Below are 15,995 nucleotides of genomic sequence, written 5' to 3' on the forward strand. Positions count from 1 at the left end.
CAGCCTAGGCTACACAGGAACCTGACAATCGTTACACAACCTTGCGATAGGCTAGAACAGTACAGTTACTCAGCTAACTTTGACATGAGGTCCATATGAAATATCAAGCTATTCTCGATCAAACTACTGACGCGCCAACCACGCAAGATTTTTCCCGTGCTAGATCAACCCAAACCAAAAAGAAATCTCGTGTTTCACCTGCTTTTGCAGGTGCTGTGATGGGTGCAATTGCAGGGCGTTTTCTTCCTAAACTTAGTCCTTTTTCAGGTGCAGTCATCGGAATTATGAGTGCAAAAATGTATCAAAAGCATCAGTCTAAGCAGCTCTAAATGTTTTATTTTTCATTGTTTTTTCATCCCTATAAGATTGTCTTAATTGTTAAGGCAATCTTAGAGCAATAACTCTATTATATTGATTTAAAACAATAATTTGACTGAGCGTTCATTCTTTTTGGGGCTGAAATCCACCCCATTTTGATCATTTTTTGATATTATTAATTTGCTTATTTTTTCTCCCTATCCAATTTGGATATTCTCTCTGTTATCAAGGTGATTTTTATGTCAATCATGAAATCTATTTTGGCTATTGCTGCATTTGCTATTTCTGCTCAAGTTTCTGCACAAGTCGTTTATGTACCAAATTTCCCAGTGAAAAAAGAGGTGAAAGCCCAAACTTCAACTGCGACCCCAACTGAACATATTGCTCAAGATGCATCAGCTTCTGCAAAAGATGCAGCTTAAAGCATAATTCTTGCAGAATAAAAACAGCCCTCAATCGGGCTGTTTTTTATGGTGGTGTAATTGCTGTAACACAAAAACCAACAATCAAAACGTGGTAGCAATCTGTTATTTTCAATAACGGTTGTCGTTAAGTTGCATTAAAAATAGATTGTTACGAATATTTTTAATCAAAAAACTTTAAATAAATGTCATATTCATATAAAAATGCGTCAAATATGACAAAAAATTTCATGTTTTTTTCTTATAAATCCATATAATTGAATCATCTAGATCATTGAATCAAGAGTTAAATTTCATGCAGATGCAAGATATTCAAGCGCTCATTCAAGGAAAAGTTGCACCTCAAACCATCAATCTGGATGAATTGATTGTGATGGCTGAACGCTATCCGCAACACACTTCAACTGAATATAAATTATTAGAAATAGCCGCCAATATTGTTTTGGCCAGTTATTTGGAAAAGGCACAACAGCATCTTTAAAGACAGCCTATGAATGTTTTAGAAAAAGCCCATTTAGCCAAGGAATTACAAGGTCTTATTCATAGCTTAGACCAACGGTCTTTGTCATTTTATGAAATTGCCAAATCCAAATGCCGTCTGAAAGAAATTTTTATTCATTGTGATGAACCGATTTTTAAAAAACAAATTTTAAATTTTAAATCGCATATGCAACCTGAACTTGCCGCGCAGGAATTTGCTCAACATTCATTATATGTACAAACTTTTCGAGGCGTATTTAAGCAAGATTTAGCCTTGGAGCAGGCGCTTGAGCAACACCCTGAAATGGGTTGGGCAATTCTACATCGTGCTAATTTAGGCTTTCAAATCTGGTATATTCCAGCCCCGAATCGTACCGCACTGTTGAGTGACTGGGATGGACTGGAAAAAAATTATGCATGGATGTTAGAACAACAAGAAATTTATGCAGCATTAAAAACCGATACCGAACTAAACCAAGAAACCTTAGAAACAGGCAAAACTTTTAAAATGAGCCGAAACAGTGTGGTTCCTTTGCAGAATTCAAGTCAATCGATTCCAGAATCTCATAGCATAAATCGTCCATTTTCTTTTGAATCGCTGATACCACAAGGCACATCAACGCAAAATACAGATTGGGATGCAGCAGCTCTTTCAATGGAAAGTCTTTCGCTAAGCCCTAAACAAGAGGATACAAAACCCTCGTTAGCTTCCGCTGAACCCCAAACAACAAGTGGATTACTTCTCAAAACAGCAACTGCAGCACTTGAACCCAATTCTTTACTTCCACAAATTGTTGAACTGGGCGAGTGGAAATGTCGTTTAGCCGCATTACAATTTCCACAAGCACAAGAATTAGAGCTTTGCCACTTAACGTTGGACAATGTTTCCGAGTTAATGCCTTTATTGGAAATCATTGTTTCAGCAAGTCAACTACAACAATATAACAATCAGCCTGTGTATTTAGCTGAACAAATTAATGCTCAAGGACGCTTTGTCAAATATATCGTGATTTTAGGTACAGAAGATCAGTTACATGCCATACGGCTTGGTAATATTGTCAGCCAACATTATGCTTACGAACTCGTGGCACTCAAATTACTACCAAATGAGCAATTACTTAAGCAATGTAAAAACGCACAGCAATTTTTCGAACTGTATAGTGAACAAGCCGAATTAGTCTGGAACACTGAAAGTTATCAACCATTTATTCCTGCAAACTGCATTCAAAAGCATAAATTAATTGCATTTGAAGAAACTTCAGTCAACTACAGAACCCCAATTATCTTACTCAAAGAACGGCAGAAAATTCGTGTCATTCATGGTCAGTCTCGACTACAGTTATCACGCGAAGAAACAGCTTATCCTTATATTCTCTTAGACCGCCATCAAGGGGTATCGTGGCAGTTGATTCAAAAGATTATTCAAACTCTCCCACAACCCATTTCAGCATCAAAATTGTATGATGCCATTCAAATATACATTGGCAGTTAATTTATTTTATTTTGTAGCAAAAGCTTGATTTTCATCCCTAAAATTTACCAAACTTGAGATGTAAATTTAGAATAAAAGATCATGATAATGCCTACAATGAGAAAAACTTTTACCCAGCCACTTGCGTTGATGGTTGCCTTGGGGATGGTCCACACCTCAAGCTGGGCAAATACGAGTGACCCCCAAGAAGCTACTCCAGCTTCGCCCCCTTATACCGTCGAGCAAGCTCCTACTCCAGAAGATAGCTTGTTCTATACTATTCCACGCTGGATTGATTCAGCCCCAACGGTTCTGCCTGAACAATCCGATGAGCAAATTGTGCCCTCAACGGTGGTCACTGAAAACCAGACTTGGATTGACCGTAAGCAAAAGCAAATTCGCAATTGGGCGGATGACACTTCACAGGATATTGATAGCTGGTTTGGGGATCGAAATACTGAAACCCCAGCTTCTGCAACCTTAAGGGTCCTGATTGATAACCGTTGGAATAAACATGATGAATACGATATTAAGCCGCGTATCCGCGGTAAGATCAGTTTGCCCAATTTAGAAAGAAAACTCAGTCTGGTCTTTGGTGATGACTCACTGGATAACGAATTGGCCAACAACGTCGCCATCACCAATGAGAACCCGCCAAGCCCAGACAATGACAAAGCCTATGATCGGCGTCAAAACCGAGATGCCAACAGTTCATTGGCTTTGCGGTGGTCAGATATTTCCAAACGCTTACCATTTGAAACCGACTTTGATATCGGGGTTCGTTCAGGCGATGATATCTATCTACGTTTAAAAGCGAAAAAAGATTGGGCGCTAGAAAATGACTTTTTCTTTCACGCGGAACAAATTTACCGTTACGGGGTCGACAGTGAAAATTACTTGCGGACCAACTTAGAGTTGACTCATGCACGTCCTAATGAAGCTTTCTTAAGTGACCAATTCAGCTTAACCTATGCCGATGCACAAAAAGATGATTTAAATTGGGACAACTATGCTTTCCGCCAACATCAATTCTTTCAGGGCAACCAGTTTAACTATGGGCTCTACACAGGTGGTTATTTGGACAATTCAGATTTACGTCTGAATAGTTGGGGACCATTTATTTCATGGCGGCAGCCTTTATGGCGTGAATGGTTCTATGTGCAAACTGATATCAATTATTACAATGATCATCGTGCAGACCGCAGTCACTATCTAAGTACTTTATTACGCTTAGAAGCCTTATTCTAAGTTTTTTGTGGATAACTTTTGTGTTATCCACAAAAATGCTCAATAAAAAAGGCAACCTGTTACGGGTTGCCTTTTTTACATCAGTTCAGGTTTTATTTAAGTAGCAACTGATTAATACGCTTCACATATTCAGCTGGATTTTCAGGTAAACCTCCTTCTGCAATCACCGCCTGATCAAAGATCACATTAGCAAGATCTTCAAAATGGGTACTACCATCCAACTTTTTCACCAATGGATGCTCAGGGTTGATTTCCAGAATTGGCTTGCTCTCAGGCACTGCCTGACCTGCTTGTTTCAACATACGGATGAGTTGTGGTGAAAGTTCACCTTCACTGGTTACCAAGCACGCTGGTGAATCTACTAAACGCGTAGTCACGCGAACTTCTTTGGTTTTTGCTTTTAAGGCATCCGACAATTTATCCACGACAGGTTTAAATTGTTCGGCAGCAGCTTCAAGGGCTTTCTTCTCTTCCGCATCTTGCAAGTCGCCTAAATCCACTGCACCTTTAGACACGTTTTGCATTGGCGTACCATCGAAGTCCTGAACAAAATTCATTGCCCACTCATCTACTCGGTCAGCCATTAATAACACTTCAATACCTTTTTTCTTGAACAACTCTAATTGTGGTGAGTTCTTCGCAGCATTCAAACTTTCCGCAGTCACATAGTAAATGGCTTTTTGCCCTTCTTTCATGCGTGCTTTGTAGTCTGCTAAAGAGGTACTGATCTCCTCATGAGTAGAAGTCGCAAAACGTAATAACTTTAAGATACGCTCACGATTACCAAAGTCTTCACCTAAGCCTTCTTTCAAGACCGAACCAAATTCAGCATAGAAAGTTTTGAATTTCTCTTGGTCTTTTTCATCTTCCGATTTCGCCAAACTATCCAACACGGTCAAAATACGGCGTGCATTACCTTCACGAATGGTACGGACATCACGGCTTTCTTGTAACAGTTCACGGCTAACATTCAGCGGTAAATCTGCACTATCCACTACACCTTGCACAAAGCGTAGATAGTTCGGAATTAAATTATCCGCATCATCCATAATAAACACGCGCTTCACATACAGCTTGATCCCTGCTTTAGCCTCACGCGTGAAAATATCGTGCGGTGCCTTGCTTGGGATGTACAGTAATTGCGTATATTCGGTACTACCTTCGACACGGTTATGTGCCCATGCCAATGGAGCGTCAAAATCATGACTCAAGTTCTTATAAAACTCGATGTATTGCTCTTCAGTGACTTCATTTTTACTGCGTGTCCATAAAGCACTGGCAGAGTTAATTGCTTCCCATTCATCCGTTTTGACCATCTGACCGCCTTTCGGTGTTTCACCTTCGGCTACTTCTTCTTCCTGCCAAACCTCTTTTTGCATTTCAATTGGCAAGCTAATATGGTCAGAATATTTATTGACAATTTGCTTAACTTTATAGCTTTCTAAATAATCTAAAGCATCTTCACGTAAGTGCAGAATAATGTCTGTACCACGGGTTACTTTTTCAATTTGCTCAACTTCAAAGTCCCCTGTACCACCACTAATCCAGCGTACCGCTTCCTGCTCAGGCACACCTGCATGACGTGATTCTACTGTAATCTTATCCGCGACAATAAAGCCCGAATAAAAACCTACACCAAACTGACCAATCAACTGTGCATCGGCTTTTTGATCACCTGTCAATTTCGACATAAAGTCCTTGGTACCCGACTTGGCAATCGTTCCAAGGTTATCAATTGCTTCTTGTTGCGTCAGACCAATACCATTATCAGAAATAGTCAGTGTTTTTTGTTCTTTATCTAAAATAATCCGTACATGTAAATTCGGGTCATTCTCATAAAATTCAGGATGATTAATACCTTCAAAACGCAGTTTATCGCAGGCATCAGAAGCATTCGAAATTAACTCACGCAAAAAGATCTCTGGGTTTGAATAAAGTGAGTGAGTCACCAAATGGAGTAATTGTGCCACTTCAGCCTGAAAGCTATGTTTTTGTGTATTGTGTTCGCTCATACAACCTTCCTCGAATTCATTCACACAGTGTTTTTATCAGATGCTTAATGAATTGGAGTGACTCGATGATTTTTCAATAGCAATTGTTCTTTTTTTAATCATTTATGTTTTTTAATACGGTCCACGTTGATAAATTTGCTGTAAATATAAATCTATTCGTTGCTGCCGCATGACATATACATCGTTTAAACAACGTAGATTATCCCGACATTGATCACGTAAACGCAGCCATTTCACTTGCTCATCCTGAATCACTGAACGCGTTCCCATAGGCACCAACCGTTTTAAAATATTATAACTTGTTGCCATTTTCACATCGGCATCATTCAAGCCAAGCTGGTTACAGATCTTATGTTCAGTGACAGTTACTGCACGCGCACAATCAAAACTGGCAGCATAGCTTCCCATTGCAGTGAATGAAGACACTATTAATAAAGTTATTTTTAAAATTCTCATGTTTAAACACTCTATTTTTTGTTCAATTTAAACAAAATCAGTAGGATAAAGTGTAATCTTTTGCGTCTGCATAGTGAAAGATTGTTGCAGATACTCAAACAAAGAACATAAAAAAACCCCATCCAAGGATGAGGTTTTAGCGCTGTTATTATTATTGTTATTTTTATTACTTAGAATTTATAGCTATAGCCGATGGTATAAACCATTGGGTCAATATCTAGATCAAATTTAATTGGTGTATTCTCTACACGCACTTCTGGGCTAAGTTGTGCATAACGTGCATCTACAAATACACCCCAGTTTTTCGCATCTGCCGGTTGGAAATTAAAACCAACTTGACCCGCAAAACCATAATCTTCTTTAACTTTAACCGATGCACCAGAAAGAGCACCTTTAGTTTCCTCATCCCAAGCAATAAATGCTGTTCCACCTACCCCAATGTATGGTGTAAAACGGGTTGAATTTTTAAAATTATATTTAACAGTTAATGTTGGTGGCAAATGCTTAATTTTAACTGCATTCTCACCATTGATTGACACATCATGGTTGACTGGAGCAGCTAATAATAATTCAGCAGAAATAGGAGAATCACCAAAGAAATACTCTACAGAAGGGGTAAATGCCAATTCACTTTCTGCTTTTACAACACCAACACCAGCAACTGTTGTGTCTTGAGTTGGAGCAATTGTAGATCCACCGACTTTGACCTGCCAGCCACCTGCCATCGCAGATGCAGAAACCCCTAATAATGCAATAAGAGCAGCTTGTTTCAACATATTAAACAACCTTTTATAATAAGAAACTTAACACTTAATTAATATTAAACAAGACCATTATTAATATGCAATACCCATTAATTAATATAAATTTAATTTATTTTTAAATACATGATTAATATAGTTATTTATTTTAATTTGACCAATACGGTTGGTATTTAAAACCAACCATATTAATCAGATATTTATTATTATATTCAGAGTATATTACTCAGGTTTAATATAAAGTATATTTTAAATATATTTTATATTATAAAATTGAAATATAAAATATATTAAAACACTCAAAATTATATTAAAGGACCATGGCCGCAATCCAACCAAAGACCAATAAGGGAATATTAAAATGAATAAATGTTGGTACAACCGTATCCCATATATGATCGTGCTGTCCATCTACACCCAAACCAGCAGTTGGACCCAAAGTTGAATCTGATGCAGGTGAACCTGCGTCACCAAGTGCAGCAGCCGTACCAATTAAAGCCACTGTCGCCAAAGGAGAAAAGCCGAACTGTACACAAAGCGGAACATAAATAACGGCCAAAACAGGCACACTTGAAAAAGATGAACCAATTCCAATCGTTACAAATAGACCAATAAACAACATCAAGAATGCTGCCAATGCGCGGTTGTCACCGATCAGATGCACTACACCATTCACTAACTGATTAATATCACCTGTATGTGTCATCACCGAAGCAAAACCTGCCGCCGAAATCATAATGAATCCAACTAAAGCCATCATGCGCATGCCTTGTACAAAAACATCATCTGCTTCTTGCCATTTGAAAATACCTGCTGCGGATAACACGGAGAAACCAACCAAACCACCCAAGATCATCGAACCCGAATATAATTGTGCAATGAGGGTCAAAATAATCGCTAAAAGTGCCATAAAGATAGTCTTTTTCGCAATTACAGGTACATTCTCCGCTTCACGTTTCAGCTCTTCGGCATCTTGCTCGAAATTCACTTCACCTGCACGAATTGGTTTATCCAAATCAATCGTGGTGACACGTACCACTTCACGATCAACATAATGACGTGGCTTGCGGTAGCTGACAAAGACGGCTACTAATGTCCCAAGCACCATCCCTACCACTGGAATAGCCATACCGACTGGCATCATCCAACGATCAACATGTAAATGATATGCAGCACCAATCTTGTTGATATTACCCATCAAAATTTGTTCTAAGAAAATTGCACCAAAACCCACAGGCAAGAAAATATATGTTCCCACCAAACCTAAAGTTAGGACACAAGCCGCAGCACGGCGGTCCAAATTTAAGTGATTCATGACTTTTAATAAAGGTGGAACCAAAACAGGAATAAATGCGATATGAACTGGAATTAGGTTTTGTGAACAAATTGCCGCGACCAGTAAAATACTCAACAGCAAATATTTCACCTTACGTGCTCGCTGATGTGAAACTTCGGCTCCTAATAAACCAATCAGTTTATGTGCCAATAGGTCTGGTAAACCGGACTTAGACAGTGCTAATGCAAAAGCTCCCAACACCGCATAGGCTAAGGCAACTTCAGCCCCATCCCCTAAACCTGCATTAAATGCACTTACGGTATCGGACAAACTGAGCCCTGCAACCAAGCCACCAATAATTGCTGAAATGACCAAAGTCAGAACAACAGAAACTCGTGCCAGTGACAAAAGAAACATCACGGCAATCGCAATTACTACTGCATTCATGAAAAACTGAAGATGATAAAAAAAAGCGCTATCTTAGCAGATTCGATACATTGAAACTGTAATTTGATCGGGTTTCTCAGGACTCAATTCTCGATTGAAAGGAACTACAAACATCGAACTCGTTGTCTGTCTTCTTGTCACAACCAACGAGTTCTCTAGCCTGTTCTATGTGCGAGCAAAATTCGCGATTAACTGCGCAATGGCCTCAGGCTGACTTAATATTGCCCAATGGTTTGCTTCTAAATCGACCCGCTGAAAATCAGGACTCCATTTTGGTATTTCATCAATCAATGCAGGACTGACAAAATTATCTTTCTTCAACACAATGGCTTGTACTGCACATTGGGCAAAACGTTGTCGTGGCTGAGTCAGTCTAGGCAGAAAGTTCGCCCGATACAGCCCCACACCATACTGACCATCTTTAGCAATATGCGTATTTAAAGGTAAATCTTGCGCCTGTTCCAACTTTTGTAGCACGCGTCCCCAATACTGAGGCTTAAAGAAACGCCAAACCGTAGGCGCCACGAGTGGTAGATGAAATGCCATGATGTACCATGACTTACCAAGCTGTTTCAAAAACTGTTGTGGTTGTGTCTTAAATTGCTCACGCATCCAAAATGCAGCGTGATCTAAACACGGACCAGAAATGGTGGTATAGGACAAAATCCGCTGCCCAAAGTGCTGATCCGTAACCGACTCCCAAGATTGTATAGATCCCCAATCATGCGCAGCCAGATGAAATTCACGTTCTGGAAGTACCGCATCGACCACCGCCTGCAAATCTGCTGAAAGTTGTGACAATGCGTAAGCTTGAATGGATTTCGGTACAGAAGATTGACCTGCTCCACGGACATCATAGGTAATGATATAAAACTGGTTGGCTAATAAACGAATTACAGGTTCCCAGACTTCCTGATTATCTGGATAACCATGTACCAAGACTAAGGCAGGATTCTGCACCTCTCCCCACGCTTTGACATAAAGGCGCTGCTGATCGGTGGTGGTCACCCATTGAGTTTGGACTTGCATATTATGTTTCCTTTTTGTTTTATCGTATTTTTTCTACAATCAGACGAACTACCGCTGCTTGATTTGCATTTTCTGGGTGTCAGGTTAAGATGAGATCAAGCTCTTATAAAAATATTTTGCATCATGAGTATTCTCGAAAGATTACAAAGCGTTCCTACCATCACCAAATTTATTCTGAATCGTTATGCCCCATACCGCGGTGCAGGCATTCAGGTCGAAAAGATTGACTTTCCCAACTACCATATTCGGGTCAAAATGCCCCTGACACGCAAGAACCAAAATATTGTTGGGGTACATTTTGGCGGCAGTCTCTATTCGATGATCGATCCATTCTACATGTTGTTGCTGATGCATCACCTTGGCTCAAAATACATCGTCTGGGACAAAGCTGCCAAGATTCAGTTTTTATCTCCTGGGCGAGGTACTGTCTATGCAGATATTCGAATTGATGCCGCAGAAATTAAACAAATTAAAACCTTGGCAGAGGACTATTCTCCAGTAAATCGTATTTATCAGTTAAGTATTTATGATGAGGCTGGGGTGCGCATTGCTGAAGTAGAAAAAACGGTCTACATTCGACGTAAAAAAGCGAAACCTGATTTAAAATAAAAAAGACGCTATATTTAGCGCCTTTTTTCAATCCTTAAAATCTCAAATGTAATGCAACAGAGATTTAACGATTATTGTTTTCTATTGCAGCCCCAGCACCACCACCAATTGCCCCACCAATTGCAGCACCTGCATCGCCACCAAATACCGACTTACCAATAACAGCACCTACACCTGCACCTACACCACTATACGTTGCATTCTTGGTCGAACCACTTTGAGATTTACTTCCTACCGCGGCACCTGCACCTGCACCAAGAGCAGCACCCGTACTGCCACCTACACGGCTACCAACGCTACCACCGACTGCACCACCCAAGGCTGCTGCGCCCACACGCTGCTCTGATGCAGACATATTGCTACATCCAGTGAAAACGAGTGCAGAAACTGTCGCAATAATGGCTAAATTCATTAACTTTTTCATGAGTGTATCTCCATTTCCCATTGTCCCAGTAGCAACTCTATAAAAGTATTAAGGAGCGAAGATGAAGTTTTATGTAAAAATCCCAATAAAATTACGAGAATTTTGTAACCTGAAAGACTACATTAACTAACTACATCTCACTCATCTTTAATCACCACCACATCTTTAGTTGTTTTACCATCATTTTGAATGACAGCATGGGTTGCACTTTTACTATGTTCATGATTTTGAATTTGATTAATCTTCAAATTTTTCTGTACAGGATCCTGCCCTTTCTTAAACTCAACTCCAGAAGCGTCTAATTGCTTTCCTTCAGCAACGACCTCACCATCTCTGGTCACTTTTGAATCTACTTCAATTTTTGAAGTCGGCACAATTACACTACCCTTTTGCACCATAGGTGCTTTCATTTTTTCATCAGAAAATTGGGCTTTGTCATCCACAATCACGACATCACGTGCAACGACATCCTTACCTTTGTTTGTCACTTCAAAAATGGTGGCATTCACGGTGCGAACAGGCTCTCTACCCGGCATAGTTCGAATCACTTGAGTTTTTACAATAGGTACCACTGCTTTATCTTCAATCACGATAGCATTGGGCATGGGCGCTGCGAATACAGAACCTGCTGCCAGCATCCCCAATACACTTAAAATTAATTTATTGTTAAAATTCATATTCTTAATACCTTATATTTAATTATGGATTTACGTTTAAGCATAGAACTTTATCCATTTAATTATGTGATTTTTTTTAGTCGTTCTGCTTCAGAATGTAAAAAAGCCACCCGAAGGTGGCTTTTCATCATGATTTAAGGACTAATTAAAGACCATTAAACTCATCACTAAATGCTTGGCTAAGCGCTTGGTCTACATCAGAGAAGTCATTATGAAGCTCAAGCTCTGCAGCTTCTGCTTCTTGACGACGACGTTCTAAATGGTAAGCCAAACCTGTACCTGCAGGAATCAAACGACCTACTACTACGTTCTCTTTCAAGCCACGTAAATCATCTTCTTTACCTGTTACAGCCGCTTCAGTTAACACACGTGTTGTTTCCTGGAACGATGCAGCGGAGATGAACGAGTCAGTAGAAAGTGACGCTTTGGTAATACCCATCAACTGACGTTCAAACTTCGCTGGGAACTTGTTTTGTGCAAGCACAGCTTGGTTTTCACCTACAACGCGAATGTAATCCACTTGTTCGCCTTTGATGAAGCTGGTATCGCCACCATCAGTGATGTCTACTTTACGTAACATCTGACGCACAATGACTTCAATGTGTTTGTCGTTGATTTTTACACCTTGCAGACGGTAAACGTCTTGAACTTCGTTCACGATGTAGTTAGTTAATGCAACTTCACCTTTCAAGCGTAAAATGTCATGTGGGTTTTGTGGACCATCAGAAATGGTTTCGCCACGGTTCACATGCTCACCTTCAAACACGTTGATTTGACGCCACTTAGGAATCAATTCTTCGTAAATTTCAGAACCATCATCTGGAGTAATGACTAAACGGTTCTTACCTTTGGTCTCTTTACCGAAGCTTACGATACCTGACACTTCTGCCAAGATTGCATGTTCTTTCGGTTTACGAGCTTCGAACAAGTCCGCAACGCGTGGAAGACCACCGGTAATATCACGAGTACGTGAAGATTCTTGTGGTACACGACCAATAACATCACCCACACCAATTGTTTCGCCATCACGGACAGAAAGAATTGTGTTTTGTGGCAAGAAGTAGAACTGTTCGCCGCCATCAGCTGTATCTAATACCACCGCAGGACGTAAATCTTTACCAGAAGCAGGACGTGCTGTTACAGGTAAGATTTCAACAGTTGTCATACCTGTTGCATCATCAGTTTTAGAAGTTGCCGTCACACCGTCAGCGATTTGGCTGAAACGGATTTTACCTGCAACTTCGGTAACGAGTGGATGTGTATGCGGATCCCAAGTCGCTACGATACCGCCTGCTTCAACAGCTTCGCCATCTTTCAATAAGATTGACGCACCGTATGGCAGTTTATAACGTTCACGCTCACGACCTAAGTCATCTGCAATACCGATTTCACCTGAACGTGAAACAGAAACTAAGTGACCTTTGGCATGTTGTACAGTTTTCACGTTGTGGAAACGTACAGTACCTTTGTTGCGTACTTGTACACTGTTTGCAGCAGAAGTTCGGCTCGCAGCACCACCCACGTGGAAGGTACGCATCGTTAACTGTGTACCTGGCTCACCAATCGATTGAGCAGCCATTACACCCACAGATTCACCTGGGTTCACCAAGTGACCACGTGCCAAGTCACGGCCATAACATTTCGCACACACGCCAAATGTAGATTCACAGTTTACAACTGAACGAACTTTAACTTCATCGACACCTGCTTCTTCAAGGAAGTTTGCAAGTTTTTCATCAATTAAAGTGTTACGTGGAAGAATAACTTCGTCAGAACCCGCTTTCTTCACATCTTCTGCAACTACACGACCCAATACTCGAGTACCTAAGTTCTCGATGACATCACCGCCCTGAATGAACGGAGTCATGACTAAGCCACCTAAAGTGCCACAATCAGGCTCAGTGATCACCAAGTCTTGTGCTACGTCTACCAGACGACGTGTTAAGTAACCAGAGTTCGCTGTTTTCAATGCAGTATCGGCCAAACCTTTACGTGCACCGTGCGTCGAAATAAAGTACTGAAGTACCGTTAAGCCTTCACGGAAGTTCGCCTTAATTGGCGTTTCAATGATCGAGCCATCTGGCTTTGCCATCAAACCACGCATACCTGCAAGCTGACGAATCTGTGCCGCACTACCACGGGCACCAGAGTCAGACATCATGTAGATACTGTTGAATGATTTTTGCTTCTCATCTTCACCCTGTTTGTTTTTCACAGTGGTGTAAGACAAGTTGTCCATCATCGCTTTCGCAACTTGGTCATTGGTACGTGCCCAGATATCGACAACTTTGTTATAACGCTCGCCCGCAGTTACAAAGCCTTGTTCGAACTGTTGTTCAATTTCACGAACTTCAGTTTCTGCTTTGTCAATAATCACTTGCTTAGTCGGCGGAATAACCATGTCTTCCATACCTACCGATACGCCTGAACGTGTCGCTTGACGGAAACCAAGGTACATCAATTGGTCAGCAAAGATAACTGTATCTTTTAGACCCAATTTACGGTAGCAAGAGTTGATTAACTTCGAGATGTTTTTCTTGGTCATCTCAACGTTAATTTGTTGGAAATCCATACCTTCAGGAACAACTTCCCAAAGTAAGCAACGACCCGGTGTAGTATCTACAACGATGGTTTGCTGTTCACGGTTACCATTTTCATCAATCACAGTTTGGTGTACACGAGCTTTAACGCGAGCGTGTAATGCAACCTGACCTGTCGCCAATGCACGGTTAACTTCATGCGTATCCGCAAACACCATGCCTTCACCTTTGGCATTGATTGCATCACGTGTGATGTAATACAAGCCCAATACAACGTCCTGAGAAGGAACGATGATTGGTTCACCATTTGCAGGTGACAAGATGTTGTTGGTCGACATCATTAACGCACGAGCTTCTAATTGAGCTTCAAGTGTTAATGGTACGTGAACCGCCATTTGGTCACCGTCGAAGTCGGCGTTAAACGCAGCACAGACGAGCGGGTGTAAACGGATTGCCTTACCTTCAATCAGGATCGGTTCAAATGCTTGAAGACCCAAACGGTGAAGTGTTGGCGCACGGTTCAACATCACTGGATGTTGACGAATTACCGATGCAAGAACGTCCCAAACTTCTGGAGTTTCACGCTCAACCATTTTCTTCGCAGCTTTAATGGTTGTTGCCTGACCAGATGCTTGTAATTTCGCGAAAATAAACGGCTTGAATAATTCAAGTGCCATTTTCTTCGGAAGACCACATTGATGTAAACGTAAGTTAGGACCTACCGTAATTACCGAACGACCCGAGTAGTCAACACGCTTACCAAGTAAGTTTTGACGGAAACGACCTTGTTTACCTTTGATCATGTCTGCCAAAGATTTTAATGGACGTTTGTTCGAACCAGTAATTGCACGACCACGACGACCATTATCAAGCAACGCATCTACAGACTCTTGTAACATACGTTTTTCGTTACGTACGATAATATCTGGCGCAGCAAGATCAAGAAGACGCTTCAAACGGTTGTTACGGTTGATTACACGACGATAAAGATCGTTCAAGTCAGAAGTCGCGAAACGACCACCTTCCAGTGGAACCAACGGACGAAGATCTGGTGGAAGTACTGGAAGTACATTCATCACCATCCATTCTGGCTTGTTGTTCGACTCTTTGAATGCTTCCATCAACTTCAAGCGCTTAGACGCTTTTTTCAACTTCGTTTCAGAAGTTGTTTGTGGAATCTCTTCACGAAGACGAGAAATCTCAGCTTCAAGATCGATATCTTTCAGCAAGTCTTGAACCGCTTCCGCACCCATTTTCGCAGTGAATTCATCACCGTGTTCTTCTAACGCATTGAAGTATTCTTCATCGTTAAGAAGTTGGTATTTCTCAAATGGAGTCATACCTGGGTCAGTTACTACATAAGATTCGAAATACAATACGCGTTCGATATCACGTAGCGTCATATCAAGAAGCAAACCGATACGGCTTGGTAATGATTTCAAAAACCAGATGTGTGCAACTGGAGAAGCCAATTCGATGTGACCCATACGCTCACGACGAACTTTCGCAGTTGTTACTTCAACGCCACATTTTTCACAAATGACGCCTTTGTATTTCATACGCTTGTATTTGCCACACAAGCATTCGTAATCTTTGACTGGACCAAAAATTTTGGCACAGAATAAACCATCACGTTCTGGCTTGAACGTACGATAGTTAATTGTCTCAGGCTTTTTAACTTCACCGTGAGACCATGACTTAATCATTTCTGGTGACGCAAGACCAATACGGATGCGATCAAACTCAACTGGAGCATGACCGTCTGAGTCCGTCTTTTTGCGCATGATATCGAGCAAGTCTTTCAATTTTTTTCTCCGTGTGTCGA

14 protein-coding genes are annotated in these 15,995 nt (G+C 40.8%); 6 read left to right on the forward strand and 8 right to left on the reverse strand.

Going from position 1 to position 15,995, the window contains the following annotated elements; genetic code table 11:
* Positions 1–95 precede the first annotated feature (95 nt).
* From MP622_RS12690 to MP622_RS12710, 5 genes are all read left to right on the forward strand, one after another.
* The gene (locus MP622_RS12690; RefSeq protein WP_243791258.1) at positions 96–329 is read left to right on the forward strand and encodes a hypothetical protein; all 234 of its coding nucleotides are present in this window, start codon (positions 96–98) and stop codon (positions 327–329) included.
* 228 nt (positions 330–557) lie between these two features.
* Positions 558–740 carry a hypothetical protein gene (locus MP622_RS12695; RefSeq protein ID WP_044739165.1) on the forward strand — a complete coding sequence of 61 codons (183 nt, stop codon included), beginning with the start codon at positions 558–560 and terminating at the stop codon, positions 738–740.
* A gap of 301 nt (positions 741–1,041) precedes the next feature.
* Positions 1,042–1,221 (forward strand): hypothetical protein, encoded by a 180-nt coding sequence (locus MP622_RS12700; RefSeq protein ID WP_026440885.1) that lies wholly within the window; start codon positions 1,042–1,044, stop codon positions 1,219–1,221.
* Positions 1,222–1,230: 9 nt separating this feature from the next.
* Complete coding sequence (locus MP622_RS12705; RefSeq protein WP_243791260.1) at positions 1,231–2,712, forward strand: hypothetical protein; 1,482 nt, start codon at positions 1,231–1,233, stop codon at positions 2,710–2,712.
* Positions 2,713–2,799: 87 nt separating this feature from the next.
* Positions 2,800–3,939 carry a hypothetical protein gene (locus tag MP622_RS12710; RefSeq protein ID WP_243791261.1) on the forward strand — a complete coding sequence of 380 codons (1,140 nt, stop codon included), beginning with the start codon at positions 2,800–2,802 and terminating at the stop codon, positions 3,937–3,939.
* A 92-nt stretch (positions 3,940–4,031) separates the two neighbouring features.
* Here MP622_RS12710 and htpG read toward each other — a convergent pair whose 3' ends face one another.
* The 5 genes from htpG to MP622_RS12735 all read right to left on the reverse strand — a co-directional run bounded on the left by htpG (position 4,032) and on the right by MP622_RS12735 (position 9,920).
* Positions 4,032–5,951, reverse strand: coding sequence for a molecular chaperone HtpG (gene htpG, locus MP622_RS12715; RefSeq protein ID WP_243791263.1), 1,920 nt, complete (start codon positions 5,949–5,951; stop codon positions 4,032–4,034).
* 111 nt (positions 5,952–6,062) lie between these two features.
* Complete coding sequence (locus MP622_RS12720) at positions 6,063–6,407, reverse strand: hypothetical protein (protein WP_243791265.1); 345 nt, start codon at positions 6,405–6,407, stop codon at positions 6,063–6,065.
* 170 nt (positions 6,408–6,577) lie between these two features.
* Positions 6,578–7,183 carry an OmpW family outer membrane protein gene (locus MP622_RS12725; RefSeq protein WP_016168436.1) on the reverse strand — a complete coding sequence of 202 codons (606 nt, stop codon included), beginning with the start codon at positions 7,181–7,183 and terminating at the stop codon, positions 6,578–6,580.
* A gap of 295 nt (positions 7,184–7,478) precedes the next feature.
* Entirely contained in the window at positions 7,479–8,891 is a 1,413-nt protein-coding gene (locus tag MP622_RS12730) for a Na+/H+ antiporter family protein (RefSeq protein ID WP_016168437.1), read from the reverse strand.
* A gap of 165 nt (positions 8,892–9,056) precedes the next feature.
* Positions 9,057–9,920 carry an alpha/beta fold hydrolase gene (locus tag MP622_RS12735; RefSeq protein ID WP_243791267.1) on the reverse strand — a complete coding sequence of 288 codons (864 nt, stop codon included), beginning with the start codon at positions 9,918–9,920 and terminating at the stop codon, positions 9,057–9,059.
* Positions 9,921–10,043: 123 nt separating this feature from the next.
* Here MP622_RS12735 and MP622_RS12740 point away from each other — a divergent pair, with 123 nt between their 5' ends.
* The gene (locus tag MP622_RS12740) at positions 10,044–10,529 is read left to right on the forward strand and encodes a DUF4442 domain-containing protein (RefSeq protein ID WP_243791268.1); all 486 of its coding nucleotides are present in this window, start codon (positions 10,044–10,046) and stop codon (positions 10,527–10,529) included.
* A gap of 64 nt (positions 10,530–10,593) precedes the next feature.
* On the opposite strand, the gene MP622_RS12745 is transcribed toward MP622_RS12740, so the two are convergent.
* The 3 genes from MP622_RS12745 to rpoC all read right to left on the reverse strand — a co-directional run bounded on the left by MP622_RS12745 (position 10,594) and on the right by rpoC (position 15,975).
* On the reverse strand, positions 10,594–10,953 hold the full coding sequence (locus tag MP622_RS12745) for a hypothetical protein (RefSeq protein ID WP_016168440.1): 360 nt from the start codon (positions 10,951–10,953) through the stop codon (positions 10,594–10,596).
* Positions 10,954–11,090: 137 nt separating this feature from the next.
* A complete protein-coding gene (locus MP622_RS12750) occupies positions 11,091–11,630 on the reverse strand; it encodes a hypothetical protein (protein ID WP_243791270.1) in 540 nt (179 codons plus the stop codon).
* Positions 11,631–11,775: 145 nt separating this feature from the next.
* Positions 11,776–15,975 (reverse strand): DNA-directed RNA polymerase subunit beta', encoded by a 4,200-nt coding sequence (gene rpoC, locus MP622_RS12755; protein ID WP_016168442.1) that lies wholly within the window; start codon positions 15,973–15,975, stop codon positions 11,776–11,778.
* Positions 15,976–15,995: the final 20 nt, after the last annotated feature.

It is taken from the genome of Acinetobacter sp. PK01 (assembly GCF_022819285.1).
GTDB lineage: Bacteria > Pseudomonadota > Gammaproteobacteria > Pseudomonadales > Moraxellaceae > Acinetobacter > Acinetobacter tandoii.

What these genes read in the sequence shown, in the direction of transcription:
- MP622_RS12700 (WP_026440885.1), top strand. Translation starts at nt 1,042, where the DNA reads ATGCAAGATATTCAAGCGCTCATTCAAGGAAAAGTTGCACCTCAAACC.
- MP622_RS12730 (WP_016168437.1), bottom strand. Translation starts at nt 8,891, where the DNA reads ATGAATGCAGTAGTAATTGCGATTGCCGTGATGTTTCTTTTGTCACTG.
- MP622_RS12710 (WP_243791261.1), top strand. Translation starts at nt 2,800, where the DNA reads ATGCCTACAATGAGAAAAACTTTTACCCAGCCACTTGCGTTGATGGTT.
- MP622_RS12745 (WP_016168440.1), bottom strand. Translation starts at nt 10,953, where the DNA reads ATGAAAAAGTTAATGAATTTAGCCATTATTGCGACAGTTTCTGCACTC.
- MP622_RS12740 (WP_243791268.1), top strand. Translation starts at nt 10,044, where the DNA reads ATGAGTATTCTCGAAAGATTACAAAGCGTTCCTACCATCACCAAATTT.
- htpG (WP_243791263.1), bottom strand. Translation starts at nt 5,951, where the DNA reads ATGAGCGAACACAATACACAAAAACATAGCTTTCAGGCTGAAGTGGCA.
- MP622_RS12725 (WP_016168436.1), bottom strand. Translation starts at nt 7,183, where the DNA reads ATGTTGAAACAAGCTGCTCTTATTGCATTATTAGGGGTTTCTGCATCT.
- MP622_RS12735 (WP_243791267.1), bottom strand. Translation starts at nt 9,920, where the DNA reads ATGCAAGTCCAAACTCAATGGGTGACCACCACCGATCAGCAGCGCCTT.
- MP622_RS12695 (WP_044739165.1), top strand. Translation starts at nt 558, where the DNA reads ATGTCAATCATGAAATCTATTTTGGCTATTGCTGCATTTGCTATTTCT.
- MP622_RS12690 (WP_243791258.1), top strand. Translation starts at nt 96, where the DNA reads ATGAAATATCAAGCTATTCTCGATCAAACTACTGACGCGCCAACCACG.
- MP622_RS12705 (WP_243791260.1), top strand. Translation starts at nt 1,231, where the DNA reads ATGAATGTTTTAGAAAAAGCCCATTTAGCCAAGGAATTACAAGGTCTT.
- MP622_RS12750 (WP_243791270.1), bottom strand. Translation starts at nt 11,630, where the DNA reads ATGAATTTTAACAATAAATTAATTTTAAGTGTATTGGGGATGCTGGCA.
- MP622_RS12720 (WP_243791265.1), bottom strand. Translation starts at nt 6,407, where the DNA reads ATGAGAATTTTAAAAATAACTTTATTAATAGTGTCTTCATTCACTGCA.